The organism is Chromobacterium phragmitis (assembly GCF_003325475.1).
GTDB lineage: Bacteria > Pseudomonadota > Gammaproteobacteria > Burkholderiales > Chromobacteriaceae > Chromobacterium > Chromobacterium phragmitis.
This window is the reverse complement of record NZ_CP029495.1, coordinates 4505685-4531978: the sequence shown is the minus strand read 5'-3', so window position 1 is coordinate 4531978 and position 26294 is coordinate 4505685. Positions and strand designations below refer to the sequence as shown.

Annotated in this window: 32 protein-coding genes and 1 tRNA gene; 5 read left to right on the top strand and 28 right to left on the bottom strand. The window is 64.4% G+C overall.

Going from position 1 to position 26294, the window contains the following annotated elements:
- The 9 genes from DK842_RS24020 to lysC all read right to left on the bottom strand — a co-directional run bounded on the left by DK842_RS24020 (position 1) and on the right by lysC (position 6104).
- Positions 1–1200 carry a tail fiber protein gene (locus DK842_RS24020; protein WP_114063298.1) on the bottom strand — a complete coding sequence of 400 codons (1200 nt, stop codon included), beginning with the start codon at positions 1198–1200 and terminating at the stop codon, positions 1–3.
- Complete coding sequence (locus DK842_RS21405) at positions 1197–1763, bottom strand: phage tail protein I (protein WP_114063297.1); 567 nt, start codon at positions 1761–1763, stop codon at positions 1197–1199. The genes DK842_RS24020 and DK842_RS21405 overlap by 4 nt, the downstream gene beginning before the upstream one ends.
- Positions 1760–2701 carry a baseplate assembly protein gene (locus DK842_RS21400; protein ID WP_114063296.1) on the bottom strand — a complete coding sequence of 314 codons (942 nt, stop codon included), beginning with the start codon at positions 2699–2701 and terminating at the stop codon, positions 1760–1762. The genes DK842_RS21405 and DK842_RS21400 overlap by 4 nt, the downstream gene beginning before the upstream one ends.
- Positions 2702–2705: 4 nt before the next feature.
- Positions 2706–3068 (bottom strand): GPW/gp25 family protein, encoded by a 363-nt coding sequence (locus DK842_RS21395; RefSeq protein ID WP_114063295.1) that lies wholly within the window; start codon positions 3066–3068, stop codon positions 2706–2708.
- Complete coding sequence (locus DK842_RS21390; RefSeq protein WP_114063294.1) at positions 3065–3712, bottom strand: phage baseplate assembly protein V; 648 nt, start codon at positions 3710–3712, stop codon at positions 3065–3067. The genes DK842_RS21395 and DK842_RS21390 overlap by 4 nt, the downstream gene beginning before the upstream one ends.
- 1066 nt (positions 3713–4778) lie before the next feature.
- Positions 4779–5222, bottom strand: coding sequence for a phage virion morphogenesis protein (locus DK842_RS21385; protein WP_114063293.1), 444 nt, complete (start codon positions 5220–5222; stop codon positions 4779–4781).
- Entirely contained in the window at positions 5219–5617 is a 399-nt protein-coding gene (locus DK842_RS21380) for a phage tail protein (RefSeq protein WP_114063292.1), read from the bottom strand. The genes DK842_RS21385 and DK842_RS21380 overlap by 4 nt, the downstream gene beginning before the upstream one ends.
- Positions 5614–5826, bottom strand: a complete 213-nt coding sequence (locus DK842_RS21375; RefSeq protein ID WP_114063291.1) for a TraR/DksA family transcriptional regulator — start codon at positions 5824–5826, stop codon at positions 5614–5616. The genes DK842_RS21380 and DK842_RS21375 overlap by 4 nt, the downstream gene beginning before the upstream one ends.
- Complete coding sequence (gene lysC / locus DK842_RS24315; protein ID WP_114063290.1) at positions 5823–6104, bottom strand: Rz1-like lysis system protein LysC; 282 nt, start codon at positions 6102–6104, stop codon at positions 5823–5825. The genes DK842_RS21375 and lysC overlap by 4 nt, the downstream gene beginning before the upstream one ends.
- On the opposite strand from lysC, the gene DK842_RS24310 reads away from it, so the two are divergent.
- Positions 6094–6456, top strand: coding sequence for a hypothetical protein (locus DK842_RS24310; protein WP_145964111.1), 363 nt, complete (start codon positions 6094–6096; stop codon positions 6454–6456). The genes lysC and DK842_RS24310 overlap by 11 nt on opposite strands.
- On the opposite strand, the gene DK842_RS21360 is transcribed toward DK842_RS24310, so the two are convergent.
- The 8 genes from DK842_RS21360 to DK842_RS21325 form a co-directional block, all read right to left on the bottom strand.
- Positions 6426–7226, bottom strand: coding sequence for an N-acetylmuramidase domain-containing protein (locus DK842_RS21360; RefSeq protein ID WP_114063288.1), 801 nt, complete (start codon positions 7224–7226; stop codon positions 6426–6428). The two genes, DK842_RS24310 and DK842_RS21360, sit on opposite strands and share 31 nt — an antisense overlap.
- On the bottom strand, positions 7217–7528 hold the full coding sequence (locus DK842_RS21355; protein WP_114063287.1) for a phage holin family protein: 312 nt from the start codon (positions 7526–7528) through the stop codon (positions 7217–7219). Before DK842_RS21355 ends, DK842_RS21360 begins: the two co-directional genes overlap by 10 nt.
- Positions 7525–7896: a putative holin gene (locus DK842_RS21350; RefSeq protein ID WP_114063286.1), complete on the bottom strand. Its 372-nt coding sequence runs from the start codon at positions 7894–7896 to the stop codon at positions 7525–7527. The genes DK842_RS21355 and DK842_RS21350 overlap by 4 nt, the downstream gene beginning before the upstream one ends.
- Before the next feature lie 2 nt (positions 7897–7898).
- Complete coding sequence (locus DK842_RS21345; RefSeq protein ID WP_114063285.1) at positions 7899–8111, bottom strand: tail protein X; 213 nt, start codon at positions 8109–8111, stop codon at positions 7899–7901.
- Complete coding sequence (locus DK842_RS21340; RefSeq protein ID WP_114063284.1) at positions 8111–8581, bottom strand: head completion/stabilization protein; 471 nt, start codon at positions 8579–8581, stop codon at positions 8111–8113. Before DK842_RS21340 ends, DK842_RS21345 begins: the two co-directional genes overlap by 1 nt.
- Positions 8582–8670: 89 nt before the next feature.
- Positions 8671–9345: a phage terminase small subunit gene (gene gpM / locus DK842_RS21335; RefSeq protein ID WP_114063283.1), complete on the bottom strand. Its 675-nt coding sequence runs from the start codon at positions 9343–9345 to the stop codon at positions 8671–8673.
- Positions 9345–10370, bottom strand: coding sequence for a phage major capsid protein, P2 family (locus DK842_RS21330; RefSeq protein ID WP_114063282.1), 1026 nt, complete (start codon positions 10368–10370; stop codon positions 9345–9347). Before DK842_RS21330 ends, gpM begins: the two co-directional genes overlap by 1 nt.
- Before the next feature lie 30 nt (positions 10371–10400).
- Positions 10401–11222 carry a GPO family capsid scaffolding protein gene (locus DK842_RS21325; RefSeq protein WP_114063281.1) on the bottom strand — a complete coding sequence of 274 codons (822 nt, stop codon included), beginning with the start codon at positions 11220–11222 and terminating at the stop codon, positions 10401–10403.
- 154 nt (positions 11223–11376) lie between these two features.
- On the opposite strand from DK842_RS21325, the gene DK842_RS21320 reads away from it, so the two are divergent.
- Both DK842_RS21320 and DK842_RS21315 read left to right on the top strand, forming a co-directional pair.
- Positions 11377–13140: a terminase ATPase subunit family protein gene (locus tag DK842_RS21320; RefSeq protein ID WP_114063280.1), complete on the top strand. Its 1764-nt coding sequence runs from the start codon at positions 11377–11379 to the stop codon at positions 13138–13140.
- On the top strand, positions 13059–14177 hold the full coding sequence (locus DK842_RS21315; RefSeq protein WP_332835391.1) for a phage portal protein: 1119 nt from the start codon (positions 13059–13061) through the stop codon (positions 14175–14177). The genes DK842_RS21320 and DK842_RS21315 overlap by 82 nt, the downstream gene beginning before the upstream one ends.
- A gap of 59 nt (positions 14178–14236) precedes the next feature.
- Here DK842_RS21315 and DK842_RS21310 read toward each other — a convergent pair whose 3' ends face one another.
- The 6 genes from DK842_RS21310 to DK842_RS21285 all read right to left on the bottom strand — a co-directional run bounded on the left by DK842_RS21310 (position 14237) and on the right by DK842_RS21285 (position 19516).
- Entirely contained in the window at positions 14237–14593 is a 357-nt protein-coding gene (locus tag DK842_RS21310; RefSeq protein ID WP_114063278.1) for a hypothetical protein, read from the bottom strand.
- A 1069-nt stretch (positions 14594–15662) separates the two neighbouring features.
- Positions 15663–15738, bottom strand: a tRNA-Thr gene (locus DK842_RS21305).
- A 47-nt stretch (positions 15739–15785) separates the two neighbouring features.
- Complete coding sequence (locus DK842_RS21300) at positions 15786–16220, bottom strand: hypothetical protein (protein ID WP_114063277.1); 435 nt, start codon at positions 16218–16220, stop codon at positions 15786–15788.
- 144 nt (positions 16221–16364) lie between these two features.
- The gene (nudC, locus tag DK842_RS21295; protein WP_114063276.1) at positions 16365–17159 is read right to left on the bottom strand and encodes an NAD(+) diphosphatase; all 795 of its coding nucleotides are present in this window, start codon (positions 17157–17159) and stop codon (positions 16365–16367) included.
- A gap of 25 nt (positions 17160–17184) precedes the next feature.
- On the bottom strand, positions 17185–18318 hold the full coding sequence (locus DK842_RS21290) for a YbdK family carboxylate-amine ligase (protein ID WP_114063275.1): 1134 nt from the start codon (positions 18316–18318) through the stop codon (positions 17185–17187).
- Complete coding sequence (locus DK842_RS21285; RefSeq protein ID WP_198414593.1) at positions 18311–19516, bottom strand: cation:proton antiporter; 1206 nt, start codon at positions 19514–19516, stop codon at positions 18311–18313. The genes DK842_RS21290 and DK842_RS21285 overlap by 8 nt, the downstream gene beginning before the upstream one ends.
- Before the next feature lie 91 nt (positions 19517–19607).
- Here DK842_RS21285 and DK842_RS21280 point away from each other — a divergent pair, with 91 nt between their 5' ends.
- On the top strand, positions 19608–20408 hold the full coding sequence (locus DK842_RS21280) for a M90 family metallopeptidase (protein ID WP_232538553.1): 801 nt from the start codon (positions 19608–19610) through the stop codon (positions 20406–20408).
- Here the strand turns inward: DK842_RS21280 and DK842_RS21275 are convergent.
- A complete protein-coding gene (locus DK842_RS21275) occupies positions 20396–21709 on the bottom strand; it encodes an MFS transporter (RefSeq protein ID WP_114063272.1) in 1314 nt (437 codons plus the stop codon). The genes DK842_RS21280 and DK842_RS21275 overlap by 13 nt on opposite strands.
- 185 nt (positions 21710–21894) lie before the next feature.
- Here DK842_RS21275 and DK842_RS21270 point away from each other — a divergent pair, with 185 nt between their 5' ends.
- Complete coding sequence (locus DK842_RS21270) at positions 21895–22188, top strand: hypothetical protein (RefSeq protein WP_114063271.1); 294 nt, start codon at positions 21895–21897, stop codon at positions 22186–22188.
- 131 nt (positions 22189–22319) lie between these two features.
- Here DK842_RS21270 and DK842_RS21265 read toward each other — a convergent pair whose 3' ends face one another.
- From DK842_RS21265 to DK842_RS21250, 4 genes are all read right to left on the bottom strand, one after another.
- Entirely contained in the window at positions 22320–23165 is an 846-nt protein-coding gene (locus DK842_RS21265; RefSeq protein WP_114063270.1) for a carbohydrate ABC transporter permease, read from the bottom strand.
- A 7-nt stretch (positions 23166–23172) separates the two neighbouring features.
- Positions 23173–24042 (bottom strand): carbohydrate ABC transporter permease, encoded by an 870-nt coding sequence (locus DK842_RS21260; RefSeq protein ID WP_114063269.1) that lies wholly within the window; start codon positions 24040–24042, stop codon positions 23173–23175.
- An 89-nt stretch (positions 24043–24131) separates the two neighbouring features.
- Positions 24132–25388: an ABC transporter substrate-binding protein gene (locus tag DK842_RS21255; RefSeq protein WP_114063268.1), complete on the bottom strand. Its 1257-nt coding sequence runs from the start codon at positions 25386–25388 to the stop codon at positions 24132–24134.
- Positions 25389–25399: 11 nt separating this feature from the next.
- The gene (locus tag DK842_RS21250; protein WP_114063267.1) at positions 25400–26278 is read right to left on the bottom strand and encodes a BadF/BadG/BcrA/BcrD ATPase family protein; all 879 of its coding nucleotides are present in this window, start codon (positions 26276–26278) and stop codon (positions 25400–25402) included.
- Positions 26279–26294 lie beyond the last annotated feature (16 nt).

Sequence of the window (26294 nt, the reverse complement as noted above, 5' to 3'; positions counted from 1 at the left end):
TCAAATCTTGATGCACGCGAGCAGCGCGATATTGCGGGGGCGGCTCTCATTGCCCATGCCGCTCTTCGCTGTCGTATAGACATTCGCCAAGTCGGCGGAGGTGACGCCACTGCCATATGCCCAGGCGCCGCCTGCCGCCGGTGACGGGAGACCGAGCGATGCTCCATCGGGCATCCTCCGGATATTGTGATCGTGAGGGCCGACAAGATCCGACTGCCAGCTGCCCAGCGCCCGGCCGGCATCCGCGCCGCGCCCATCGTCCCAGCCGCGCACGAACTCGCCGCGCAGGTCAGGCAGATTGAAGGTGGCGGCCCCGTCGCCCGCGCCGTAGGTGGTGCCGATTGCGGCATAGAGCGCGGCATATGTTGCGCGAGATACCGCCGCGCCATTCGCTCGCAACCAGCCAGCAGGGGCCGCGGAACCTGCGAAATAGCCGATCAAGCCAGAAGGCGCGGCAGCCCGCGCCAGCGTCGTGATTGTCGTGAAAAAGTTGGGATCATTCCCCAGTGCCGACGCGAGGGCCTGCGGTGTGCTGAGGGCTGCCGCCACGCCAGGAAACTGGATGCCAGCGGGGCCGAAACGCACGGACTCCACGCCGTTGCACGTCACGCCAATCATGCCATCCGCTATATGCCAGAATCCGGTATCGCCGTTGCCGTCCATCAGAAATGAGATGCTTGGCGCTGTCTGCGTCCCCTCCGGAACCGTTATCCGATCCTCAAATACCGGAGCGCGGATGGAGGCCGCATCGGTTATGCCATAGCCAGAGAGCGTGGTTGGTTTGCCGCTGGCGATCTTGGACCAGCCCAGCGCAGGAATGTCTGCAGCGGCCAATGCTCGCGCCGCGGTCACACGCCCCTTGATGTCCACTGTCAACATGCCATACGTTCCGGCGACGACGCCGCTATTGGCGAGTGTCAGCGCCGCGCTGGCGTTGCCACTGCCGTCAAACGCCACGCTCCACGAACCATCGCCCGTCATGGCGATGTTGCGTGGTGTCTTCAGGCGATCGGCGTACTCGGCGATCAGCGCGCCGGATACCAGATCGTCGATTTGTTTCTTGAGAAACTCAGTGCGCTCGAGAAGTTCGAGCGGCGCCCGGTTCAGCGGGCCGCCATCGCCGCCGAGCAGGCGCTCGACGACTTCGAAGCGGGTCACGTCGGGCCAGCCAGGATTGGTCGGCGAGATCAGCTTGGTCATGTGTTCACAACTCCAGCGGTATAGGCGCCATCGGCGATGGCAAAGCCGTTTGCGATCAGGGAGGCGCCGGTAAAGTCGATCCCCCACAGGATGCTGCGCGCCGGCGCGACATCGGCCAACACATCGCGCGCGGTGTTGGCCTGGTTGATCGACAACAGCTTGTCGATCTGCACGCGGTACTCGACCCAGCCGTCCGGGGCGCCGGCAGTGCCGAAGCCGTCGGCAGCCAGCGTGCCGTCAGCGATGTAGTGGTGGTTCCCTTCAAGGATCTGGACCTCGCCCAGCCCCAGCGCGCGGAACACGTCGCGCACGGCCGAGACCGTGCCCTTGCGGCGATGCAGGCTGATGGACTGCCGGATCAACTCTCGCTGCTGCTCCTCGTTGATGGCGGCGTCGAATCCCTCGACCGAGCGTTCCCATGCCAACCAGGGCAACAGCGCCGAGGGACAGCGGGCGGAATCGGACGTCCCGCGCAGCGGCGCAGGGTTGATCGCCAGCGCCGTGGCATCCGCCAGCGCGGCCTCGAGCGGGGTGCGGTTGGGCGGCAGCAGGTCGCGGCTCATGCTTTATCCAGGGTGATGGCGGCGCAAAGCGGGAACTCGCCGACGCCCTGCGCGACCGTCGCCATCGGGGAAAGCAGCTTGACGTCGTGCACGCCGGCCACCTTTAATGCGGCGATCAGCGCAGCAGGCGGAAGGCCGGACGGCTGCTTGCCGGTGCCCAGCCTCTTGGATCTCGCCAGCAGGGCCTCCACCCGCTGCCGGGCGGCGTCGAGCCCGCCGGACAGGGCCTCTCCCCCGGTCTCGAACGTCAGCACGGCCGACACGGCAAAAGACACGGGCTTGGCGGCGGCCGCGGTGACGGTGTCGTTGAGCGGACGCACGGTCTCGGCCGATAGCGCCGCGGTGACGGCATCGAGCAGTTCCCGGCCGGGCACGCCGTCGCCGCGCGCGTCCAGCAGCCAGACGCGCACCTCGCCCGGAGCCGGCGAGTCGCCTCGCAGCGGGCCATCTGCACGCGATTCGACGTGGGCGGCGGCGACATTGGCGGAGGCGGACAACGTGTGAAACAGGTAAGCGCCGCGGCTGCCGGCGACGGTGGTTCCCTCCATCGCCATCTGGGCGCGCAGCCGCAGGCGGTCGTCGCTCTCCCAAACGGCCTCGGTCGGCGGATTGGCATCCGGATTCGCCGGCGCGACCAGCAGGCGGCTGACGTTGTAATCGGCCGCCTTGTTGTCGAGGTCGGTTCCGCCGGCGTAGGCGAGCATGGTGGCCTTGGCCGCCTCGTTGACGCGCTGGCGCAGGATCAGCTCGGTGTAGGCGCTTTCCTGCAGCAGGATGGTCAGCGGCTCGGTTTCCAACTCCAGCGCGGCGGCGACGGCTTGCCGGATGTCGGCCGGCACCGCGGCGGCCAGCCGCTGCTTGCGCCGCAGCAGCAGCGCCTCGTAGTCGATCTCCTCGACGACCTGCGGCGCGGGAAGCTGGGTGATGTCGATGGTCATGGCGTCAGCCTCTCAGCGGCACGCGAAGGTTGGCGGATTGGCCTGCGCCGCGGTCATCGCGGCGGGTGAGCTCAAGATCGACGAACAGGTCGGAGGCGTTCTGGCCGGCCTGCAGCCGCACGCGCGCCAGCTCGACCCGCGGTTCCCAGGCGCTGATTGCCATCACGGTGGCGGCCAGCAGCTGCATATGGGTTTTGCTGTTGAGCGGCTTGTCGATCAGATCCGGCACCAGGCTGCCGAAGTCGCGGCGCATCACGCGGCTGCGCAGCGAGGTGGTCAGGATCTTGCGGATGCTTTGCCGGATGTGGTCCAGATCGGAGAGCTGTTGCCCGGTGGCAGCGTTGAGGCCGATGTAGCGCGCGCTCATTTCGGCCCCCCGGTGTCGCCGCCATGCGAGTCCGGATGGACGTGGGCATGCAGCGTGACGCCGTTGCTGCTGAGGCCGCCCCCGTTGTGCTCGATCGCGCCGCTGATGCGGGTGCCCGCGCCGCCGCCCTGGCCTGCAAGCCCGTTCATATAGGTGAGCAAGGCCTTGAGCAGGGTTTCGCCATCGACGGTGAGCTTGCCCTGGATGTGGACGTCGCCGGTGAACTCGGCATGAGGGCAGTCCACCGTGCATAGACCCGATGCCTGGATCCGCGCAGTCTTGACGCCGGCGACCGACAGCGCGCCGGTGACGTGGTTGTAGGCTATCCGCGCGCCGTCCGGGTAGGCTCGGACATGTTCATCGGGGTTGCTGGATGGCGCGGGGCGGCTGTCGGAGTACAGGCCGACCAGCGCGACGCCGGTGGCTGGGTCGCCGCTGGGGCTGAACAGCACGCACTGCTCGCCTGGCGTCGGCGGATCCCAGTCGCGGGTGTCGCCGGCTCGCAGCGCGAACCAGGGCCGCCAGGCGCTGGTCAGGCCGCCGGATTGCACGCGCACGCGCGGCGGCGCCATCTGCACGGCGGCGATGGAGCCGAAGCGGATCATGCTCTCGATGCGGCGGGAAAGGTCGGCGAAATCGTCCATATAGGCCAGTTTGCACAGGCCGGCGGGGAGTGTCGTGGCAAGCGTGTTGTGTAGTGGCCTTCTACAACTCATTGCATCTTTGTCAGGGTGCTTACGTTTAAGATGTTAACAAAAATTAACAATTCAAAATAATATGCATAGAAGCCATATTAAGTGTCATGATTTGTCATAATTCAGAAACAATATATGCACATGACATGCTGAATGTTTTGTGCGTCAAATGCCTTGTCTTTGATATATTCGCACTGCGTTTTCATATCGAGAATATATGATGGAAATCAGTACAAATATGCTGCGCAACATGCTGGCAGCGGCTGCTCAAAAACAATCAAATTCGCCGAAACCAGCTCCACAGCCGACACCTTCCGTTTCAGTCAATTTGTCCCCCGCTGCATTGGCTGTCCTTAGCGGATATCCTGCCACGCAAATTAATCAGCCCGGTATGGCAAATACACCGGGCTTGAGTGGCTACCCTGGAGTTAATGGCCACGTTCCTGGCGCTCCACATCTTGAATATACTGGCGCAAATGGCGCCTGTATTGGTGCGATAGTTGCGGCCCTCGGGAACATTCCTGCAGTCGTGCAGAATCCATCCTTGCCAGGCATGCTGTCTTGGACAACCGGAGCCGCGACAGGCATAACTGGGGCCTGCATTATGGTGGTTCCTGACGCTGGACACGGGGGCGAGGGCCATGGCGTCAGCCACACAGAAAGCCACGGATCGGTATCATGCAGTGCGCCACATGATCCCAATGAACCATCTGGAGGCATGGGGCCGTGCGGGGGTGACGGAGGCGAAGGCGATGGCGGGGATTAATTTTAAATTAATCTGATTGACTTTATGTTTAACACCTCTTGCTGATGATTGTTATTAGCAAGGGAAATAGGTAGGATTTAATGAAGAAATTCTTTTCTAATTTTCAGTATTTTTTTCAAATGTTTGGTGTTTTTTCAGTCGCGATGACGCTAAAACAACATGATCAGTTTATGCTTAATTGCATGCTAGGTCTCTTGGTGCTGACAATATTGGCTAGCTTTTTTCAGCTTGCAATGCCCAAGAATTAGTTTAAGACAAGAAATCTACAACCTTATCCCTTATCATTTCGTAATCTTGTGGACTTAAGCCCAGCAATTCACGCGCTGGGTATTGCACCTCGCGAGACACGTGCTGACAGACACGATCACGTAGTCCGAGTTGGTGGACCCGCGCGATGCGCTCGACCTCGCCGATGAAACCGACCGCCGCGCCGCCGGCGCTGGCTTCTGTCTTCAGCCATTGGGCCGTGCGCAGCTTGCTGAACATCGCGCGCCGGATGGCCCCTTTCTTGTCCTGGATCTGCGGCTTGCGCGGCGCGAAGGCGCTGCCGTCCGGATTGAGCTGGGCGGCGATGCGCTTTTGCTGGCTCTGGCGCAGCTGCCTGGCGATCTCGCGAGCGAGCTGCCGCCGGGCCTTGCCGTCCAGATTGGCGAGCAGGCCGGCCAGCGCGTCCTCGTAGCGCTGCGCGCTCATGGCTTCGGCTCGGGCAGGTGTTCGGCGACGCACTCGTCGCCGGAGATGGTGACTTTGACGCGCTCGGTCAGCTTCACCTGCAGGCGCAGGTCGTAGGCGGCGTGGTTGAGGATCTCGGCCTCGAAGGCGATCGCCTCGCGGGCCTTGTCCGGATTTTGCAGCAGCGCCGGCTCGTTGGCGCGCAGCCATCGCAGCAGCGGGATCATCACCTCGTCTGGATGCAGGTTGAAGTCCAGCAGGCCGATGGTCAGCGTGTAGCGGTACTCGAAACTGGGGCCGCCCATGCCGGCGGCGACCTGGCCGGCGTCGATGAACATGACCAGGCGATCGGGATCGTCCAGCAGATAAGGCAAAGCCGCCTCCAGGGCGGCGCGCAGGCTGGCGGCTTTGTTCATCGGCGGCTGGCTTTCTCGTGGTCGGATTGGCATGGCGCGCAGCGGGTGCAGCCGGCCGCTTTCTCGCGGCGCAGCGGCGGGATCTCGTCGCCGCAATCCTCGCAGTGGCTGAAGCTGGCGCCGCCGCGCTGCTTGGCGGCCTGCCGGGCGAGCGCTTCCTCGCGCTGGCGCAGCTCCAACGCCTGGGCTTGGTCAAAGATGTCGGTCATGGGCGTTGGCTCGCGGCGCGTTGCTGGCAGGCGGCGATGGCTTCCACCTGGGCGGCGCAGATCTCAAGGGCGGCTCGGGCCGCCTGCAGCGTTTGCGCTAGCTGGCGGTTGGTTCTCGGGCTGCCGGCCGGCGGCTGGCATGCCGTCACCGGCGCGCAGGCTTGCAGCAGGATCGGGCGCGCCGGCGGGATCGCCTGCGGCGCGGGCGGCGTCGAGCAGGCGGGCAACAGCGTCAGGCAGACGAGTATCGCCCCAGCGTTTGGCGTCTTGGTCTTCATTGAGCGTGGCTTCCAGTTCTGCGGCGCGGGTGGCCGCGCGGCGGGTGATGGCGTCGATAAGCTGCAGTTGCCGCTTGGCGTCTGCGGCTTGCTGGCGGTTGAGGGCGGCGAGCTCGCCGATCTGCGCGTCTTGGCCGGCGATGGTCTGTTGCGCGGTTTGCAGCTGGCCGTGAAGGGCGTCGCGCTGGGCGTTGCCGGCGTCGAGCCGCTCGCGCAGCCGGGCGTTGTCGAGGCGCTGCAGCCATATGGCGGCGCCGGCGGCGATGGCGCACAGGGCGAGGGCCAGCAGCGCCAGCCAGCGCAGGTTGTCGCGGAGCCAGCTCATGCTGCCAGCCTTTCCGCCTTGAGGTAAGCGGCGGCCAGCTTGGCGTCGTACAGGTTCTCGGCAAACGCCGGGCCGTTGTACAGCCGCGCGAAGTCGGTCCACTTCTTGGCCTTCAGCGCCTTGAGCAGCGCCGGATCCGCGGCGATGAAGCGGGTGAAGGCGTCCAGCTGTTTGTCCTCCCCCGCCGTCATGGCTTGCTGGAAATCCAGCGCACCGGCATAGCCCAGCGCCCGCCAGTGGAAGCCCATGATCTGGAACAGGCCCCAGCTGCAGGCCTCCACGGCGATGGCCTGGCTGGTAACGCTGCGCAGGCTGTCGAAGCGGACCCATTCCGCGGCGCCGCCGACATAGCCGCCGCGGGCGCGGCTGAGCAGCTTGGGGAACCGGATGGCGAGGCCTTCGGCGTCCATGCCCGCCGCCGTGGCTTGCCGGTAGGCGATGTGACGCTCGAGCAGAATGGCCGGGCGGCCATCCGCCAGGAAACCACTGCCGCGGGATTCGACATCGTTGACGGCCTTGATGCAGAAGATCGGCACGCCGAGACGGTCGGCCGCGGCCTGCAGGTCGCTTTCCCGCAGCCGGGCGATCTTGTCCTCGCCGCGCAGCGCTTCCATCGTCTTCGGCCCGGCCACGCCATCCACCACCAGTCCCGCCCGGCGTTGCACGATGGCGATGGCCGCCTCGGTGGCGTCGCCAAACCAGCCGTCCACCGACAGCGCGGCGCCCTGGGTGTTGAGCTTGTGCTGCAGCTCCTGGACGGCAATGCCGTGATCGCCTTTCTTGAGGATCAGATCCATGTTTCTCTCCGGAGAATGCGCAGGATGAGGGACGGCCGGCTGTCGCTGGCCGGCCGGAACAGCTCGACGACATTGCCGCCGACCGAAAACAGCGCCGCGGCGAACACGATATTGATCAGCAGCTGCGCCCAGCCGGCGGCGGCCGGCTGGCCGAGCAGGGGGGCGATGGCCAGCGCGCCGAAGGCGACGATCAGCAAGTAGGCCAGCGCGCTGGCCCATGGCCTGTGCGCGGCGCCGCGGCGGGAGAACAGGATGAGCCGCAGGCAGCAGGCGATGCTGAGCGCGGCAGTGAGGGCGGTCATTTGCCGCCTCCTTTCATTCCAGTCAGCAAGTCCATCGAATCCGCTTTGTTGATCAGGCGGATCAGCACCTTGATCACCAGCGCGCTGGCCAGCAGCGCGCCGACGCCGGCGGAGACTTGGACGCGCGCAGGCAGCATCGTGGCCAACAAGGTGGTGGCCATGGGCGCGGCGATGAGGCCGGCGACGAAGGCGAGGGCAAGGAAGACCAGCTTTTTGCCTACACCGAGCTCGTTGCTGGACATGACGAACACCGCCGCGCCAGCGAACGCGCCGAGCACGGCTCCGGCATCCAGGCCGGGGAACATGGCGAGCAGGCTGGCGCCGGCGACGGCGGCATAGGTGGCGGAAGTGGAGGCGGGTTCAGCCATTTTCAGTCCCAAAGATTGACCAGTTGCCGGATGGCTTCAGCTGGTTGGGTGGTGAGGTCGGGCAGGTTGACCGGGGTGCCGATCGGCAGCGTCGGGCCGATGTCGGCCAGGCTGGGGTTGGCGGCGTAGACCGCCTCGGTGACGCCGGCTGTGCGGCCATAGTGGCGGTGGCAGATCAAGTCGACGGTGTCGCCTTGTCGCGCGGCGACGCGCATCAGATCAACTCCACGGTGCTGCGACCGAGGCCGAGGATGTCGCTGATGGCCCAGCGTCCGTCGCGGCGCAGATCGTCGATGGCGGTGCCGAGTTCGTCGGCCTGCTTGTGCCCGGCGGCGGTGCTGTCGAAGCTGCGATAGCGTTCGGTCAGGTTGGCCGCGGCCAGGCACTGCACCGCGCGCTGCCAGCGCTGTACCTGGATGGACTGGCCGTCGATCTCGTCAGCCGGCACCGCGTGCAAGCTGGCGTTTCCGGCATCTTGCGCAAGGCGGCGCCAGTCGGCCAACTGACTGTTGACACTGGCGATCGCCTCGATCAGCGCGCTGCGCAGCCGCTCCGCGGTGACCGTGCCGTCCAGCCTCATCGCGGCGCGGGCGGCGATGGGATCGACCTCGGGCCAGAAGCTGCCGGAACGGATCGACGCGCTTTCGTTGGCGCCGCCGGATGGTTTTGCGGGTTGGATCAGCATGTCGGCTCCTGTTGGAGGCGGTGGAGGGGGTTTTGATCAGACGCTGCCATCGCCGCCCCCTGCCGCCTGGTCGCGGGGTTCGCCCGGTGTCAGCCGCCGCCCTGCCGGGCGGCGTCCGCGTTCTTCAGCTCGCGTTCGAGCTTTTCGATTTCCTTCCTGACGCCCACCTTGTCGAACAGCTGGGTGGCGCGCTGCAGCTGCCGCAAGGCGTCGGACTTGTCTGTCTCCGCCAGCAGTAGGCCCAGTTCCTTGTGCAATTTGGCGCGGATCTGGTCGTGCATGTCGGTGGCCTCGGTGAGGGCCATCGCCCGCTGCAGAATGGCGAGGTCGAAGGGCTGTTTGCCGTCGCGGGCGCGTTTGGCGGCATCAGCCACTTCTTCGGCGATGACCGCGCCGGTTGTCCGCTGGTAGTTGTCGGGCATGGCCAGCTTGTGCTGGATGGCGTAGGCGGCGATGTCCATCGCGCCGCCGTAGTCGCCGGCGTCGATCCGCCAGACCATGACGGCCATCAGCACGGCGTCCTGGGCGCCGCCTCCTGCGGACAGCGCGCCGTCGATCCATGGCGCGTATTCCGGCAACAACTGGCGCTTGAGCTCGGCCTTGGCTTCCATGGACTGGATGTCTTTCAGCCGGCGGCGGTCTTCGGCGAGCTTGAGCAGCATCAGCTCGTATTGCGTGGCTTGGAGTGGCTGGCCGGCAGCCGCCGAGACGGATGCCTCGGCGGCGCAGGCACGCAGGAAGTGGGCGCGGGCAGGGCTGGTCATCAGGCCACCAGCTCAATGTTTTCGATCAGGCAACCTGCTTCGTAGCACTCGACGACGTATGCGTCGTTGCTCGATTCGTAGTTGGCCACTTGGTTGTAGTCCGGCTCTTCGCGGAGGTGGCGGCGGCGCCCCCCTTCCTGGTAGTAGATGGAGAGGTTGGACAGAGGGGTGATCAGCATTTTTCCTGCCGGGAAGAACGGCACGCGCACGGCGGGCAGATTGCCGATGCGCTTTTGGCTGATGACTACGTCGGCGGCTAGTTGCTCGGTGGGCGCATTGTCCTTATTGAGGATGGGGAAGTACTTGTCGGCCAGCAGATCGCGGCCGACCACTACGACCAGATCCGGGTGTTCGGCGAACACTTCATGAATCAGGTTGTTGGTGGCGTCGAAGACCAGAGCGTCGAGGTTTTTGTAGCCATCCTCAGTCGCGACGCCGGGGCCGATCAGCACTTTGCCAGAGTCTTTCTTCACTTCCTTCATCACGCGCGCCGCGGCATTTTCGCGGTATTGCTGCAGCCAGCCCTTGTTGACGTCTTGCAGTAGCGGGTTGGCCACGCGGTCGGTGTCTTCTTCGACGGAGATGCCATTGAAACCAATCATGATGCGGTCCAGCGCTTGTTGTTTGACGATGGCATCGCGCAGCCGGGTTTGGAAGTCCGCGAACTTGGCCCACATGTCGATTTGCGCGTAGGGAATGGCCGTATCGAAGTCGGTTTTTTCGCAGCGGTATTTGCCGGATACGAAGTCGGCCATGGAACGAGGCTGGCGTTTCTTGCTGGCGCTGGTTTTGGTGCGCCCGGCGATGGGGCCGAGCACGCCGAGGCCGAGCTTTTCGGCCTCCAGATCCGTCACGGGGAAAATGTTAATCATGCCGAGGAAGGCGCTGGAGAGCTGGATCCGGCTTTCCAGTTTTTGCTGGATGGCGGGGGTGACCGAGAAGGACTTCTCGGCGGTGGCCACGCCGTTCAGTTTGGCGACCTGGGCGGCAAAGGCTTCGTATAGCGGGCGGGTTTCGTTTCGCATGGCGTCGTTGGCTTTCTGGTGGGTGGCAGATCAGCAGTCGGTTACTGCGGCACTAGTGTCTCCGCCTGGGGTGCGGTCGCGCGGTTTGGCGGACGGTTGTTGGCTGAGGGTTTGCACCAGCTTGGCGTGGTCGGCGGAGAGTTTCTGCAGCTGTTCCTTTTGCGCCTGATGTTCGGTCTGGTTGGAGGACAGCGCCGCGAACTGCTCCAGCACTTGCTTCTGGCTGTCGGCGATCAGCTCCACCGCTTGCTGGATTTCGCTGAAGTTGGCGTCGGCGGTTTTCCTGGCGCCGCCGAGCAGGGTCTTGATCTTGGCGCTGAAGCCCTCCAGCAGGGCCTTGCCGGGATGCTCGTCTTCCATCTCCAGACTGAACTCGACCGCTTCGGTGAACAGGTTGTCGGGATCTGCCTTGCGCTTGGCCAGCGGGTTGTTTTTGGCGCTGGCGCTGAACTGCAGCATCTCGGTGCCGAGGCTGGCTGGGTCGTCGGTGACGGCCAGGCCGACCAGATAGGCCTCGCCGGTGTCGGCGAACTTGGGGTTGACCTCCATGGAGGAGTAAACCTTCTGGCGGGCCTGGGTCATGGCGACCAGGTCGTCGGTGGGATCGATGACGGCGTACAACCGCAACTTGCCGTCGGCGCCTTCGTCGACGTTGAGCGCCAACACGTCGCCGTAGCGGCGGAACGGGCTGTCGGAGGTGAAGCCTTTTATGTGCTCCATGTTGATGCGCGCGCCGTAGAGCTTGGGGTCGTAGTTTTTGGCCATCTGCTCCAGCCAGGCGCGCTCGATGACGCGGCCATCGGTGGTAGCGCCTTCGGTGGCGATGCAGAACTTTTTGGACTTGCCTGCCATGTGCGGTTCCTTTGGAGTTGCCGTGGGCTGTTCGGGTGAGATGCGCCCATGCTGAAACTTGGAGGGCTACGGCTCAACAAGGGGCGGTTGTGCCGTTTGCGCTTACAACCATGGCTTGAGGGCGCGGTTCTGCGCGCGAGGCAGACTGGCGGTCATGAGTGAAATTTCCTTTCCGCATGTTCCCGAATTGGACCCGCGCCGCGTGGCCCGGGCTTTGTATTGGCAGGGCTGGCGCATCGCGCGCATTGCCGAGCATCTGGGCGAGAAGGCGTCCACGCTGCACAGCTGGAAGCGGCGCGACGCGTGGGATGAGTCAGACCCGACCGAGCGCATCGCGTCGACCATCGAGGCGCGGCTGCAGCAGTTGATCCTGAAGGAGCGCAAGGAGGGATGCGATTACAAGGAGATTGACCTGCTGGGGCGGCAGGTGGAGCGCCTGGCGCGGGTGGGCAAGTACCAGCAGACCGGGCGCGAGGCGGATCTCAACCCGAACATCGCCAGCCGCAATGCGGCGCCGAAGCGGCCGCCGGCCAAGAACGCGATCGGCGAGGAGCAGATTGAGCGGCTGCGCCAGGCGTTCATGGACAGCATGTTCGGCTACCAGCGGCACTGGCATCGCGCCGGCTTTGTCGAGCGGATCCGCAACCTGCTCAAGTCGCGCCAAATCGGCGCGACGTTCTACTTCGCACGAGAGGCGCTGATGGATGCGCTGGACACTGGGCGAAACCAGATTTTCCTCTCCGCCTCGAAGGCGCAGGCTTTCCAGTTCCGGTCATATATCGTGGACTTCGCCAAGGAGGCGGATGTCGAGCTCAAGGGCGACGTGATCAAGCTGCCGAACGCGGCGGAGTTGATGTTCTTGGGGACCAACGGCCGCACCGCGCAGTCTTACCACGGCAATTTGTATCTGGACGAATACTTCTGGATTCCCCGCTACAAGGAGCTGCGCAAGGTGGCGTCGGGCATGGCGTCGCAGAAGCGCTGGCGCCAGACCTACTTTTCGACGCCGTCGGCGATGTCGCATGAGGCCTATCCGTTCTGGACCGGCGAGCAGTACAACCGCGGGCGGCCGAAGGCGGAGCAGATCCGGCTGGACATCAGCCATGCGGCGCTGGCGGCGGGCCGGCATTGCGAGGATGGCCAGTGGCGGCAGATCGTGACGATCGAGGATGCGCTGGCCAGCGGCTGCGATCTGTTCGATCTGGACCAACTGCGGCTGGAGTACAGCCCGGAGGAGTTTGCCCAGCTGTTCTTGTGCCAGTTCATCGACGATGGCGCGAGCGTGTTCTCGTTCAGCTTGATGCAGCGCTGCATGGTGGACAGCTGGGAGGTGTGGGAAGACTGGAAGCCGTTCTCGCCGCGTCCGTTCGGCAACAAGCCGGTGTGGGTGGGCTATGACCCGAGCAGCACCGGCGACAGCGCGGCGCTGGTGGTGCTGGCGCCGCCGGCTGCGCCGGGCGGCAAGTTCCGCATCCTGGAGCGCCATCTGTTCAAGGGCGCGGACTTTGCCGGCCAGGCGGAGTTCATCCGCCAGACCTGCTCCCGCTATGAGGTGGCCTACATCGGCATCGACACGTCGGGCTTGGGCGTGGGCGTGCACCAGCTGGTGAAGCAGTTCCGCCCGGATGCGCAGGCCTTCACCTACAACGTGGAGCTGAAAACGCGGATGGTGCTGAAGGCGCTGGACGTGATCAGCAGCGGCCGGCTGGAGTTCGACGCCGGCAGCACGGACATCGCGGCCAGCTTCATGGCGATCAAGAAGACCATGACGGCGTCCGGCCGCCAGGTCACCTATCAAGCGGGCCGGTCCGAGGAGACCAGCCATTCCGACATCGCATGGGCGACCATGCACGCCCTTTTCAACGAACCGCTGGAGGGGGCGACCGCGGCCAACTCCGGCTTCATGGAGTTTTGCTGATGATCAAGCGTCGCAGGTTCAAACCATCCACGCCCGAGGCGAGTCCAGTGGCGACATCGGGCCCCATTGGCGGCGTCGAGTCCTTCACCTTTGGCGACCCGACGCCGGTGCTCGACCGGCGCGAGATCTTGGACTACGCCGAGTGCCTGAACGCGGGCCGGTGGTACGAGCCGCCGATCAGTTGGGAGGGCTTGGCGCGCAGTTGGCGGGCGTCGGTGCACCACAACAGCGCGATCGCGGTGAAACGCAACGTGTTGACCAGCACGTTCCGGCCGCATCCGCTGCTGTCGCGCTCGGCGTTCCAGCAGCTGGTGCAGGACTATCTGGTGTTCGGCAACCTGTACTGCGAGAAGGTGAAGAACCGGCTGGGCGGCGTGCTGGCGCTGGATCCGTCGCCGGCCAAGTTCACGCGCCGCGGGGTGGATCTCTCTTCCTACTGGTGGGTGCCGGGCTGGAACCAGGAGCACGAGCTGGGCGAGGTGTTCCATCTGCTGGAGCACGACATCAACCAGGAGGTGTACGGGCTGCCGGAGTATCTGGCCGCGCTGAACAGCGCCTGGCTGAATGAGTCGGCGACGCTGTTCCGCCGCCGCTATTACCTCAACGGCTCGCACGCGGGCTTCATCCTGTACATGACCGACGCGGCGCAGAATCCGGCGGACATCGACGCGATGCGCAAGGCGCTGAAGGAGTCGAAGGGGCCGGGGAATTTTCGGAACGTGTTCCTCTACGCGCCCAACGGCAAGAAGGACGGCGTGCAGGTGATCCCGATCAGCGAGGTGGCCGCGAAGGATGAGTTCTTCAACATCAAGAACACCACCCGGGACGATGTCCTGGCCGCCCACCGCGTGCCGCCGCAGCTGATGGGGATCATCCCGAACAATACCGGCGGCTTCGGCGACGCGGGCAAGGCCGCGCGGGTGTTCTATGAGAACGAGATCGTGCCGCTGCAGGCGCGATTCGAGGAGCTGAATGAGTGGGTGGGGGAGAGGGTGGTGGGGTTTGGGGAGTATGCGTTGGCGGTGGAGGCTTCCTGATTCTGTTTTCTCTTTGGCAAAGCCCCGCGGTTGCGGGGCTTTTACGTTGGTGTTTGGTTTTATCGGAAGGATATTCCTCCAGGTCTATTCGCGGCGGCTTCGTCCAGCGAGTGTCGCAGCGCGGTATCGACGCATGGGATGTCTCGAAGCCTAGTTTTTGCCGAGATGCCTAAGCCGTGCATGCGATCCAACGCAAGCTCTAGCTCCTGGATGACGGAGAGCTGTGCCGCTACATGCTTTGCATGCTCGGTTTCGTTAGGGAATAGGTCCGGCGTGATGAACGCTTCACGAAAGTGCGCGGCAAGCTGCTTGGCTTCCCAGAGCGTGGGTTGCCCGCTTTTGATCGCCCGGAAGACCAAATCGAGCTCATCTGCAAGATCTTCGAGGAGGTAATGCCTTTTCATGATCTCACCCATTTTTGATTTTGTACTAATTCAAATTAAGGTACGAGTGGGAGGATATCAATACAGTCCAAGGCAATCTCCTTGGCATGGTCTCGAGCTTGATTGGTGGTGGTGACTGCGCGGAAATGGCTTGGTGGTAGTAATGCGAGGGTGTAGGCGTGCCGTTGTGAAGAATGTTGAAAGAAATGAACAAGATGGTCGGTATAGAGAGCAGCGTCTGAACAAAATAGTTGGTGGTATCGGCTATCTGATCGGGGCGAGGATAGGTAAATCAGTCTAGATGGATGACTTTTCTTATATTGCCCACTGCCGAGTGCGCGCGGTCGAGACCCCGCCCCGCCCGCCCGCTTCATGTGTGGGAAAACGTGCAACCGCATGAACCGGCAGGAAAGCCCGCCAGTACCGGGCCTCATGGCAGGTAGGAACCCGCTGGAAAACTTGCGGATTCATGCGCCTAAGCCCATGCAAAGGAACGAGCGTGGTCTAGCAGAACTGGGGGGCGTCAAAAAATGCTGGGGAGGGGGGCACCAAAATGGTAACCAGTGATAGGTGACGGCGTCGAATCGATCTAAACCATTGAATCACAATGATTTCCAGGGTTATTTTTCGAGGTCACCAGCGGTAACTGATGCAGTAACCAAATCCTAAGTGACTGATTTTATTGAGATTAAAAAATTTAGAGGTTACAAAGCATAGAGGTAATCTGATTACTTATAGATTATTGATTTGTTACTTTTCCCCATACCTTGCAATGCCTTGAATTTACTGGGAGAAATGACCTTCCTGCGTGACAGGTTACCGATGTTACTATTTTTCTAGCCCCCCCCATCACTTTGGAAAAACCCACTCACGCGCATAACGCCCCCGCACACGTACATGTATGTGTGTGCGTGTACTTGGAGCCCTCAGGGAAAAAACGTTTACTTGGCTAGCCTGTTAGGGTGGGAATGATTTTTGTAGAAGGTTGCCGATTTTTGTAGAAGCCGTGGGGTGGAATTTGATACGCAGAACAACGAGGCTGAAACTGATGGTTTCTTAAATGAAATCAGGGGTTTGCATTTGCAAACCCCTGATCGGAATTTGGTGCCGGCGGCAGGAATCGAACTCGCGACCCCCTGATTACAAGTCAGGTGCTCTACCAACTGAGCTACACCGGCGAAGAGAGGGGCATTATGCCCGGCCGATCATGGCTTGGCAAGAGCCGCTAATGCTTTTTCTTGTTCTTCCGATGGGGTTTGGCCGCTACCGCATTGTTTTTATGGGCGTTGTGTTTTTGGGCCTTGGCTGGTTTATGCGCCTTTTTCTTGGCGTGATGTTTGGGTTGAACTTTCTTCGCATGTTTGCCGGCAGCATGCGCGCGCTTGTTTTTGGCCGCATGCTTGGACTTGGCATGATGCGGTCTGGCTGCATGTTTCTTGGCGTGGGACTTGGCAGGCTTCGCATGTTGATGCTTGGCAGAAGGCGCAGGCTTGGCCGCGCGGGAGGGCGCGGCCTTGGCATGCGATTTGATCGGTTTCGGCGCCGGCGCGGCTTGAAAGTCGCCTGGCAAGGGCTGATCTTCGGTTTCTGCGTGGCCAAGCGGGCTGGCGAAGGCCAGGCCGATGGCGACGAGCGGGCTGATGAGTTTGATCAGGTTCATGTGTTTTGATTCTTGTTGAGGATGTAAGCGAGGCCGAGAAAGCTCTGCGTGGCGCACGGATTCCCCGGCGCCTGAATCTAGGCGATATCTGCCAAGTTTAGCATGCGAGCGCTAGACGGCCAGTGTTGAAGGCTTTGGCGTTCGTCACGCATTTTGGCTTCTCAGCCAGCCGCAGGTGTGATCAACCAGCCGGCGAGCGATGGAGATCGGCGTGGGAAGCGAGGGCAGCGCGTCGATGTCGAACCAGCTCGCGTCCTCGATTTCGCCTTCCTGGGGAAGGATGTCGCCGCTTTCGTATTCTGCGGTGAAGGCCAGCATCAGCGAGTGGGGGAAGGGCCAGGATTGGGAGAAGGCGTATTTCAGATTTTTCACTCGGACGCCGACTTCCTCCAGGGTTTCGCGATGCACGCATTCTTCCAGCGTTTCGCCGGGTTCGACAAAGCCAGCCAACGCGCTGTAGACGCCGGGCGCGAAGTGGGGGCTGCGGGCCAGCAGCAGTTCCCGGCCGCGGTGGACCAGCACCATCATCGCCGGAGAGATGCGCGGGTAGTAGACCTGGCCGCAGCTGGGGCAAAGCCGGCCCAACTGGTCGCTGCTGATGGCCAGCGGCGTGGCGCAGTGGCCGCAGAAGCGATGGCTGCGGAAGAATTGGCGCAGTTGGGCGGCGCGGGCCGCCGCCTGCACCTGGGGCAACGGCATGGCCAGCAAGGCCGGCCGCAGCGGCAGCCATTCGCCTTCCGCAGGAGGCGGTCCGACCAGCTCCGCCATGAACAGATTGCAGCCCTCGTGAACGCCGAGGAAGCGTTGGCCGGTCAGCGGGCTGTCGACAGGCGGGCGGGCAGGCAGTTGCTGGTCGAGCAGCCACAGCAGGCTGCCGTTGAATACGCACCAGCGCGCAGGCAGTTCCGGCGCCGGTTGTTGCGGAAGTTCGAAGGGCATGGCGGAGCGATTCGTTTGGAATCGTTCAGTTTACGCCCACTCCCGGTTCGGCGTACATCCAGTGCTCGCTCTGGCGGCGCACCACCTCGCTCAGCGAGCCGCTTTGCTCGAAGATCTGCCGCAGCCAGCGGCTGTCGCTGTGGCATTTCAGCGCCCGCTGCCTCAGCGCGGCCAGTTGGCGTTGGCTGCCCAGGGCCTCGGCATGCGGCTCCAGCGCGCGCAGCGTGTCCAGCAGGTCTTCCTGCAGGCCTTGCTGTTGTTTGGTGCGGGCGTCCACCATCACGCCGTCGAAGCCGAAGCGGCAGGCTTGGAAGCGGTTGTAGCTGTAGGTGAGGTAGGGTTCGGAGCAGATGTCGTTCCACTCTTCCTCGAAGCAGCGCCGCGCCAGCATCTGGGCGTAGGCGGCCAGCAGCACCGGGGTTTCGATGGACAGCGGCGTGTCGCAGATGCGGATCTCCACGGTGCCGTACTCCGGTTTGGGGCGGATGTCCCAGTAAAAGTCCTTCATGCTGGCGACGATGCCCAGCGCCTCCATCCGCTCGAAGTAGTCGTTGAACGCGCTCCAGCTATCCACCACCGGCATGCAGCCGGACAGCGGGAAGGCGTTGACGCTGGTCAGGCGCGAGGTTTGGAACGAAGTGTCCACGCCCTGATAGAACGGGGAGGATGCCGACAGCGCGATGAAGTGCGGGATGTAGCGGGCCAGGTAGTGGGTGAGCCGCACCGCGGCGTCGCCATCGGGGCAACCGATGTGGATGTGCTGGCCGTAAACGGTGAACTGCTTGGCCAGGTAGCCGTAGAGCTCGGACACCAGCTGGTAGCGCTCTTTGGGGTAGATGCGCTGGTCGTCCCAGTGTTGGAACGGGTGGGCGCCGCCGCCGGCCAGTCCCAGGTTCAGCTTGTGGGCGCTGTCCACCAGCAGTTTGCGGATGGCGAGCAGCTCTTCCAGCATCGCGTTGACGTCGCTGTGGACGGCGGTGCCGATCTCTATCATGCCCTGGGTGATTTCGGGCTTGATGTCGAAGCCGTGCGGCTTGCGGTCGACTTGCAGCAACAGGTCGTCGGAACCGCGGGTCAGGTTATAGTCGCGGCGGTTCAGAATCATCAGCTCCAGCTCCACGCCCAGGGTGAGCGGCTGGCTTTGGGTGAATTCAAGCATGGCTGGCTCCTGCGGTTTCGCCGGCCAGGCGCAGCGCCAGCCGGGTGAGGATGGGGGCGGCGATCTCGTTGATCAGCAAGGCGGCCATCAGCGCGGCGCTGAAGCTTTGCGCCGCTTCGCCCAGCGACACCATGCCCAGGCCCAGCAGCAGCGCGGAGCCGCTGTTCATCGGGCTCAGCGCCAGCCCCAGCCAGGCGCCCTGCTTGCGGGACAGGCCGTTGCCGCGCGCGGCCAGCCACCACACCAGCATGCCGATGCCGCTGCGCAGGATCAGGCACAGCAGCGCCAGCTGCCAGTGCGAGGCCAGCGCCTGCGGCGACAGGTGGGCGCCGGCGGAAACGAAGAAGGCGACGGTGAATACATGGCTCAGCGACAGGATGCCGGGCTCGCTGACGGTGTAGCCGTGGCGCAGCGTGCGGGTGCTCATGCCGGCCACCAGCAGCGCCAGCAAGGCCAGCAGCTGCAGCATGTCGGCGGCGCCGACCAAGAGCGCGATCAGGCCGAACAGCAGCACGCGCTGCGCCTCGCGCTGGTGGCCGCCCAGCCAGCGGTTGAGCTGGGTGGTGACCAGGCCGGCGACCAGGCCCAGCGCCACCGAGCCCAGGATCAGCCAGCCCGGCATCAGGATGCCGTCCTCCACGCTGTGGTCGGCGGAAAGGTGGGTGTAGGACAGCGCCAGGGCGAACCCAGCCATCGCCAGCAAGCTGGACAGCGCGGTGGCGGTCAGCAGCCTTTCGCTCACCTGGCCGTCGGCGCGCGACTCGCGCACGATTTCCAGCACCACGATGGGCGAGGTGGCCATGCCCAGCGCCGCCAGCATCAGGCTGGCCGGCGCGCCGAAGCCGCTGGCGTTCAACAGCGCGAACAGAGACGCGAACACCAGCAGGCAATAGAGCAGCGTGGTGGCGAGCAGGGTTTTCTCCACCCGCAGCCAGCGCAGGTCCACGCGGCGGCCGGCTTCGAACAGCGCGATGCCCAGCGCCAGCTGCACGAACAGCGAGGCTTCGTTCAACAATTGCTGGTTGAGCAGGTTGAGGCTGTAGGGGCCGATGATCAGGCCGGTGGCGATGTAGCCGGTGATGGCGGGCAGGCGCGCCACGCGCACCGCGATCTGGCCGCCTATCACGCCCAGCGCCAGCAGGATGCCGAACGCGGCCAGCGGGTTCAGCATCAGGTTGTGCCAGAGGGGGATGGTCATTATGGTTCTCCTCTATCGCGGGCCAAGGCATTGAATTGCCGAGGGCCCGCCCTAAGGTTCAATGACTGACGCGATTCCGAGCCAAGAGTTCATGCTATTAGACTGGATGCGCCGCCTGGGCGGCAAACGACCGCCGGCCGCCTTGCTGTCGCGCTTGCGCGAAGAGGCGAGCGGCATGCCGCTGCTGGACGGTTTGTCGGCCGAAGAAACTGACCGGTTGATCAAGCTGGCCGGCGAACTGCTGCAGGCCAAGGCCGTTACCGGCCTGGAAGATATGGAAGTGGACGACGCCATGCGCTGCCGGCTGGCCCTGCAGCTTGCGCTGCCGGGGATGAACCTGGGCATGCGCGCCTATGCGAACTGGCGCGAGGCCGTACTTTACCCGGCTCCCTTCGTGGTGCGCAACCGTTGGCAGGATGGAATCGGCCTGACTCACGAGGGCGAGCAGGTGCTGATCGGCCAGGCGCATTATCAGGGACCGCTGGTGTTTTCCTGGCCGGATGTGAACGAATCGCCGCTGCTGGACGGCTGGAATGTGGTGATCCACGAGGCGGCCCACCAGTTCGACATGTTGGACGGCCCGGCCAACGGCGCGCCGCCCTTGCACAAGGGGATGAACCGCGCGGAGTGGAGCCGAGCCTGGAATCAGGCCTACCGTCAATTCTGCCGAGAGGTGGATCGCGGCGTGGAGGGCTGGCTGGACCCGTACGCCAGCGAAAACCCAGCCGAATTCTTCGCCGTGCTCAGCGAAGCATTCTTCGAGATTCCGCACTTGGTAAAGCGCGATTATGCCGAGCTGTATCGCTTGCTCAGCCTGTTTTATCGCCAGGACCCGGCGGCGAGGCTGCCGCCGGTGGACGAAGAGAGCGTGACGCCGGCTCAGCCCTCCTGAGCCAGCGCAGACGAGCCGGCCCGCTTGCCGGCGAACAGCAGGTAGCAGCCGACCAGCAGGCCGATCAGGCATTGCAGCATCAGGTAGTAGGCCGGCGCCAGCGCGTCGTACTTCAGCCAGATGGACAGCAAGATGGGCGTCAGGCCGCCGGCGAAGGCGTAAGCCACGTTATACGAGAAGGACAGGCCGGAGAAGCGCACCTGCGCGGGGAAGGCGCGCACCATCACCAGCGGCACCGCGCCGACGATGCCCACGCTGAAGCCCAGCAGCGGGTAGAGCGTGTACAGCTGGCCGGCGTGCGCCGCCATCGACGAATAAAAGGCGTAGCTGCTGGCGCCCAGCAGCAGGCTGCCGCCGATGAAGGTGGGGCCGCTGCCCAGGCGGTCGCTGGACACGCCGGCCACCAGGCAGCCCAGCGTCAGCGCGACGATGGCCAGGCTGTTGGCGCGCAAGGTGTCCACCGCCGGCAGGCCGAACTGCTTTTGCAGATAGGCCGGCGCCATCAGGATGGCGACGACGATGGAAATGGCCAGGAACCAGGTGACGAACATCGACAGCGCGACGGCGGCCTTGTGTTTCTTGAGCACCGTTTTCAGCGGCAGCTCCTCGGACAGCGCCTTGCGCGCCTGCATCTCGGCGAACACCGGCGTCTCGTGCAGCCACTGGCGCAGCTGCATCGCCACCAGGCCGAACACGCCGCCCACCAGGAAAGGCACGCGCCACGCCCAGTCCGCGATCTGCTGCGGACTGAAGGCCAGGTTGATCGCGGTGGCGATCAGCGAGCCCAGGAGGATGCCTATGGTCAGGCCGGCGGTGATCACGCTGCAGGCGAAGCCGGTGTGGCGCGCCGGCGCGTGCTCGGCGACGAACACCCAGGCGCCCGGCACTTCGCCGCCTATCGCCGCACCCTGCAGGATGCGCATCGCCAACAGCAGCAGCGGCGCGGCCATGCCGATATCGTGGTAGGTGGGCAGCATCCCCATCGCCAGCGTGGGAAGCGCCATCAGCACGATGCTCAGCGTGAACATCCGCTTGCGGCCCATCAGGTCGCCGAAATGGGCCATCACGATGCCGCCCAGCGGCCGCGCCAGGTAGCCGGCGGCGAAGATGCCGAAGGTTTGCAGCTGGCTCAGCCAGTCCGGCATGGATGGCGGGAAGAACAGCTTGCCCAGCACCACGGCGAAAAACACGAAGATGATGAAGTCGTAGAACTCCAGCGCGCCTCCCAGCGCGGCGAGGAACAACGTCTTGCAGTCCTGGCGGTTCAGTGGCCGGTGCTGCTCCGGGGAATGGGTGTCCATGCGGCGATTTCCTTTGTCTTTGCTCGTTATGTATCGACCGTATGGTTGCGGAATGTCAGGTCGTGCCGAGCAGATTAAATGACGCCGCCCGCGTCTGACAATAAGACTCGTTTGCGCCGCGGCGGTCATGGCGGAAACGGAAGTGTTAGACTAGGATTATCTTGCCTAGCGCAATGAGGTCCTGCATGTTGGAATTCATCGGCAGAGCGCTGCTGGGCGCGCTGGAGTTCATTCTCGATCTCTGGCTGATCCGAACGGTTCGGCGGGGGCGGGGCCGTCCGTCGCGGCATGTGGCGGAAGACGCGGCCAATCTGGCGTTGTGGGAGTGGCTGATTCTTCCCATCTATGCCGCGGCGGCGGTGTTGGCCGGGTTCTTGATGCGCGCCGCGGGCATCCCTCTGTTTTTCTGCGTGGCGATACCCGGCGTCGCGGTTCTGATCGGCGCGCTGAGGCAGTTCCGCAAACGCATGGACCTCTAGCCCCGCAGGTCTCGTTATCGAGCCTCAGGCTATCGAGCCGGGGGCGGATTGGGCGAGGACTGGGGCGGCTTCGGCCGCCCGCGCCAACGGCGGAGCCTGGGCATGCGAGACGCCGTTCCGCGCGGCGCCTCTTATTTCACCGCCCCGTCCATCCCGCGCATGAAATAGCGCTGGCACAGCGCGAACACCGTCAGCACGGGCAGGATGGTCAGCACCGCGCCGGCGGCGACCATGCGGGTGGAGGTGGCGAACGCGCCCTTCAGGTAGAGCACGCCGACCGACAGCGGATACAGATCCGGCGTTTTCAGCACCACGCTGGGCCAGACGTAGACGTTCCACGACCACACCAGCGTGAAGATGCCCAGCGTGGCGAGGTAGGGCCGCGACAGCGGCAGGCAGATGCGCCAGAACACCTGCCAGTCGCTGGCGCCGTCCATCCGCGCGGCATCGACGATCTCGTCCGGAATCTCCTCGAACGCGTGCTTCATCAGGTAGATGCCGAAAGCGCCGGCGATGGACGGCAGCACCACCCCCAGCCTGCTGTCGTCCAGGCCCAGCCGGCTGATGGTGACGTAGTTGCTGATGAAATTGATCTCGCTGGGCAGGAGCAGGGTGGCGATGATGGCGTAGAAAACCAGTTGGCGGCCGCGGAAGCGCAGCTTGGCCAGCGGAAACGCCGCCAGCGCCGACACGGCCAGCGTGCCCAGCGTGGTCAGGCCGGAAATCCACAGCGAATTCCAGAAAAAGCGTCCCAGCGGGATGGCGTCCCACACCGCGGCGAAGTGTCGCCAGCCGGCGTCCTTCGGCCACAACGGCGGCGGGAAGTCGAATACCTGCTCGCCATTGCCGACGGCGATGCCCAGCGTCCACAGAAAGGGATAAACGCAGGCGAAGGACAGCGCGAGCAGCAGCAGGTAGTCGGGCAGCCGGCGCAGCAGCGTGCGCGGCGCGGCGCGGTTCAGGGCGATGGCGGTCATGTCGTCCTCAGCGGTGATCGGCGCGGATCAGCTTGAAATTCAGCCAGGCCAGCAGCAGGCAGACCAGGGTCAACACCAGGCCGGCGGCGCTGCCGCGGCCGAAATCCAGCTGGTTGAAGCCTTGATGGAAGGCGTAGTAGAGCGCGGTGTAGGTGGAATTCATCGGCGCGCCGCGCGTCATCACCAGCACCTCCTCGAAAGCCTTGATCGCGTCCAGCGTGGAGATCAGGCTGCAAAACAGGATGGTGGGCTTGAGCATGGGCAAGGTGATGCGCCAGAAGCGCTGCCAGGCATCGGCGCCGTCCAGCCGCGCGGCCTCCTGCATCTCGGCTGGAATCGCCTGCAGGCCGGCGAGATACAGCACCATGTAATAGCCGATGCCGCGCCAGAAGGTGACGAACATCACCGAGTACAATGCCCAGTCCTCATCGCTGAGGAAGCCGATTTCCCGTTCCGGAGCCAGCGCGCCCAGCCAGTGCATCGCGCCGTTGAGCACGCCGTAATCGGCGTACATCCAGTTCCACATGATGCCCACCACCGACACCGTGGTGATCACCGGCAGGTAGAAGGCGGCGCGGAACCACTTGATGCCGGGCAGCGCGCGGTTGACCAGCACCGCCAGCGCGATGCCGGCCAGCTGGATGGCCGGCACCACCAGCAGGTAGCGCAGCGAATTGCCCAGCGCCTGGATGAACACCGGATCGTCCAGCAGGTAGCGGAAGTTGTCCAGGCCGGCCCATTGCGGCGGCGAGACCAGATCGTAGCGGGTGAAGGCGACGTAGCTGCCGAACAGCAGCGGCCAGAAGGTGAACGCGCCCATCAGCAGCAGGGCGGGCGACAGGAACAGCCAGGCATTGCGGGTGGAGGTCGACGTCATGCTCTCGGTTTGGCTCGGCTAGCGGAAAAAAAGCGCCCCTCCCGGGAGACTCGGAGAGGGGGCGAGAGGGAAAGTCATGCGCGGACGGTCTATTTGAGCCGGCTGTTCCAGAAGGCGGCGGCGTCGTCCAGCGCTTTCTGCGCGTCTTTCTTGCCGGTGACGGCGGCCTCCACGTTGTCGACCAGGTTCTTTTTCAGGTCGGCGACATTGGGCACGCCGGTCAGCACCAGGGTGCGGATATTGAGCGCCACCTTGGCACCTTCGACGCGAGAGCTTTCTATCGCGCCGCCGCCGGCCGAAGTCTTGACGAAATAGCTGTCCGCCAACGCCTGCCGGGTGGATGGAAATGTCGCGCCGGTCACCTTGGCGAAGGTCAGCTGCTGGGCGTCGCTGGTCAGGAATTTGGCGAATTTGACTGCCTCCTGCTGCGTGCGCGCCGGCAGTCCTTTGGATACCGCCCAACTGAACAGATAACCGCCCTGGGCGATCTTGGTCGGCCCCAGCGGCGCCGGCTGCACCACGGTGGCGGCGTAGATGTTGCGCGCGTCGCTCTGGGTGCGCTGGGCGGAGGTCGGCGCGGTTTCCATCATCGCCAGCCGGCCGCTGTTGTACAGCTTGATGCTGGCTTGGTAGTTGTCGTCGGCGAACAGGTTGTCTTTGGCCAGCGCGCCGGCTTTATAGGCGTCGGCGAACTGGCGAATCAGCGCGACATGCCTGGGGCTGTTGAACACGGCCTTGCCGTTCTGGATCAGCGGCAGGCCCTGGCCCAGCAGGATGCCGTCTATCTGGCCCAACTGGGGCAGCAGGCCGGGCACGCCGGTCTTGGCCTTGATGACCTTGGCCAGGCGCAGTTCGTCGTCCAGGCTGGCGATCGGCCGTTTCGGGTCCAGGCCGGCTTTCTTGAACAGCTCGCCGTTGATCACCAGCACATTGATGTTGTTGTACCACGGCAGGCCATACAGCTTGCCGCCGAAGCTGAGATCGGCCAGCGCGTTGGGCAGATAGGCGGCCTTGTCCGCGCCGAGCGCGGCATCGAGCGGGATCAGCGTGCCTTTTTGCGCGTATTTGAACAGGCGCGGCACGTCGTGGTTGACGAGGGCGGGCGGTTTGCCGGCGGCGATGGCGGCGTTGAGCTTGGTTTCGAAGGTGTCGTTGAACACGTCCACCCATTGCACTTCCACGTCAGGATGCTGGGCTTCGTAGGTTTTTTTCGCGCTGGCGAAATAGCCGTCGAAGGTCGGTTTCAGCGAGTCGGTCCAGAATTCCAGCCGGACTTTGTCGGCATGGGCGGACAGGCTGCATGCCAGCAGCGCGAACGCAGCCAGCGCGGGGCGGAATGGTTGCATTGTCTTCTCCTTTATTGTCGGACCGGGCGCCTGAGCAATTGCAAGGCGCCCATGGCGGAATCGCCGCGAGGGGAAACCAGCCGCTGGCGGAAGCCGGGCGGCAGCCAGTCGCGCAGCGCCCGTCCCAGACCGCCGCACAGCGCCACCGGCAGCTCGCCGGAGGGGTCAAGCGCGCGCGCGATGCTCCAGGCGTCCTCGCCGGCCTGGCGCAGCAGCGCGTCTGCTTCGGGATCGACGCGGGCGGCGCTCAGCGCCAGCGGCGCCAGCCGGGCGAACTGGGCCGGCGTGGCGCGGCCGTTCCAATGCATCATCGCTTGCCAGTCGCCGCCGACGAATTCCAGCACCGCGCGCGTCAGCGGACTGTGGCTGCGGCGGCCGTCCAAGGCCATTTGGGTGAGTTGGGCGGCGCGCTGGCCCAGCCAGGCGCCGCTGGCCTCGTCGCCGCTGGGGTAGCCCCAGCCGCCCACTTCGCGGTGGCTGCCGTCCGGATACAGCGCCTCGCCTATGCTGCCGGTGCCCAGGGCGACGATGATGCCGGGCTGGCCGCCATGGGCGCCCAGCAGCGTGGTATAGCCATCAGTGGCGAGCAGGAGACGCGAGTAGGGCGGAGCCAAGCGTTCGAATTCGCTTGCCCATTGGCGGTTGTGCACGCCGGACAGGCCCAGTCCAAGCGCGCATTCGGCCGTGGGAGGGGAGGGCAAGCCAGCCTGGAGGAACGCGGCTTCTATCGCCGCGCTGACGGCTTGCCAAGCTTTGGCGGCGCCTTGCGACAGCGCAGAGGCGGGACCCTCCGCCAGGGCAAGGGAGGAGCCGTCGGCGGCGAGCAGGCGGACGCGTGTGCCGGTGCCGCCGCCGTCCACGCCTATCTGATAGCGAATATCTGGGTCCATCCTGCGTCGGGGCTCG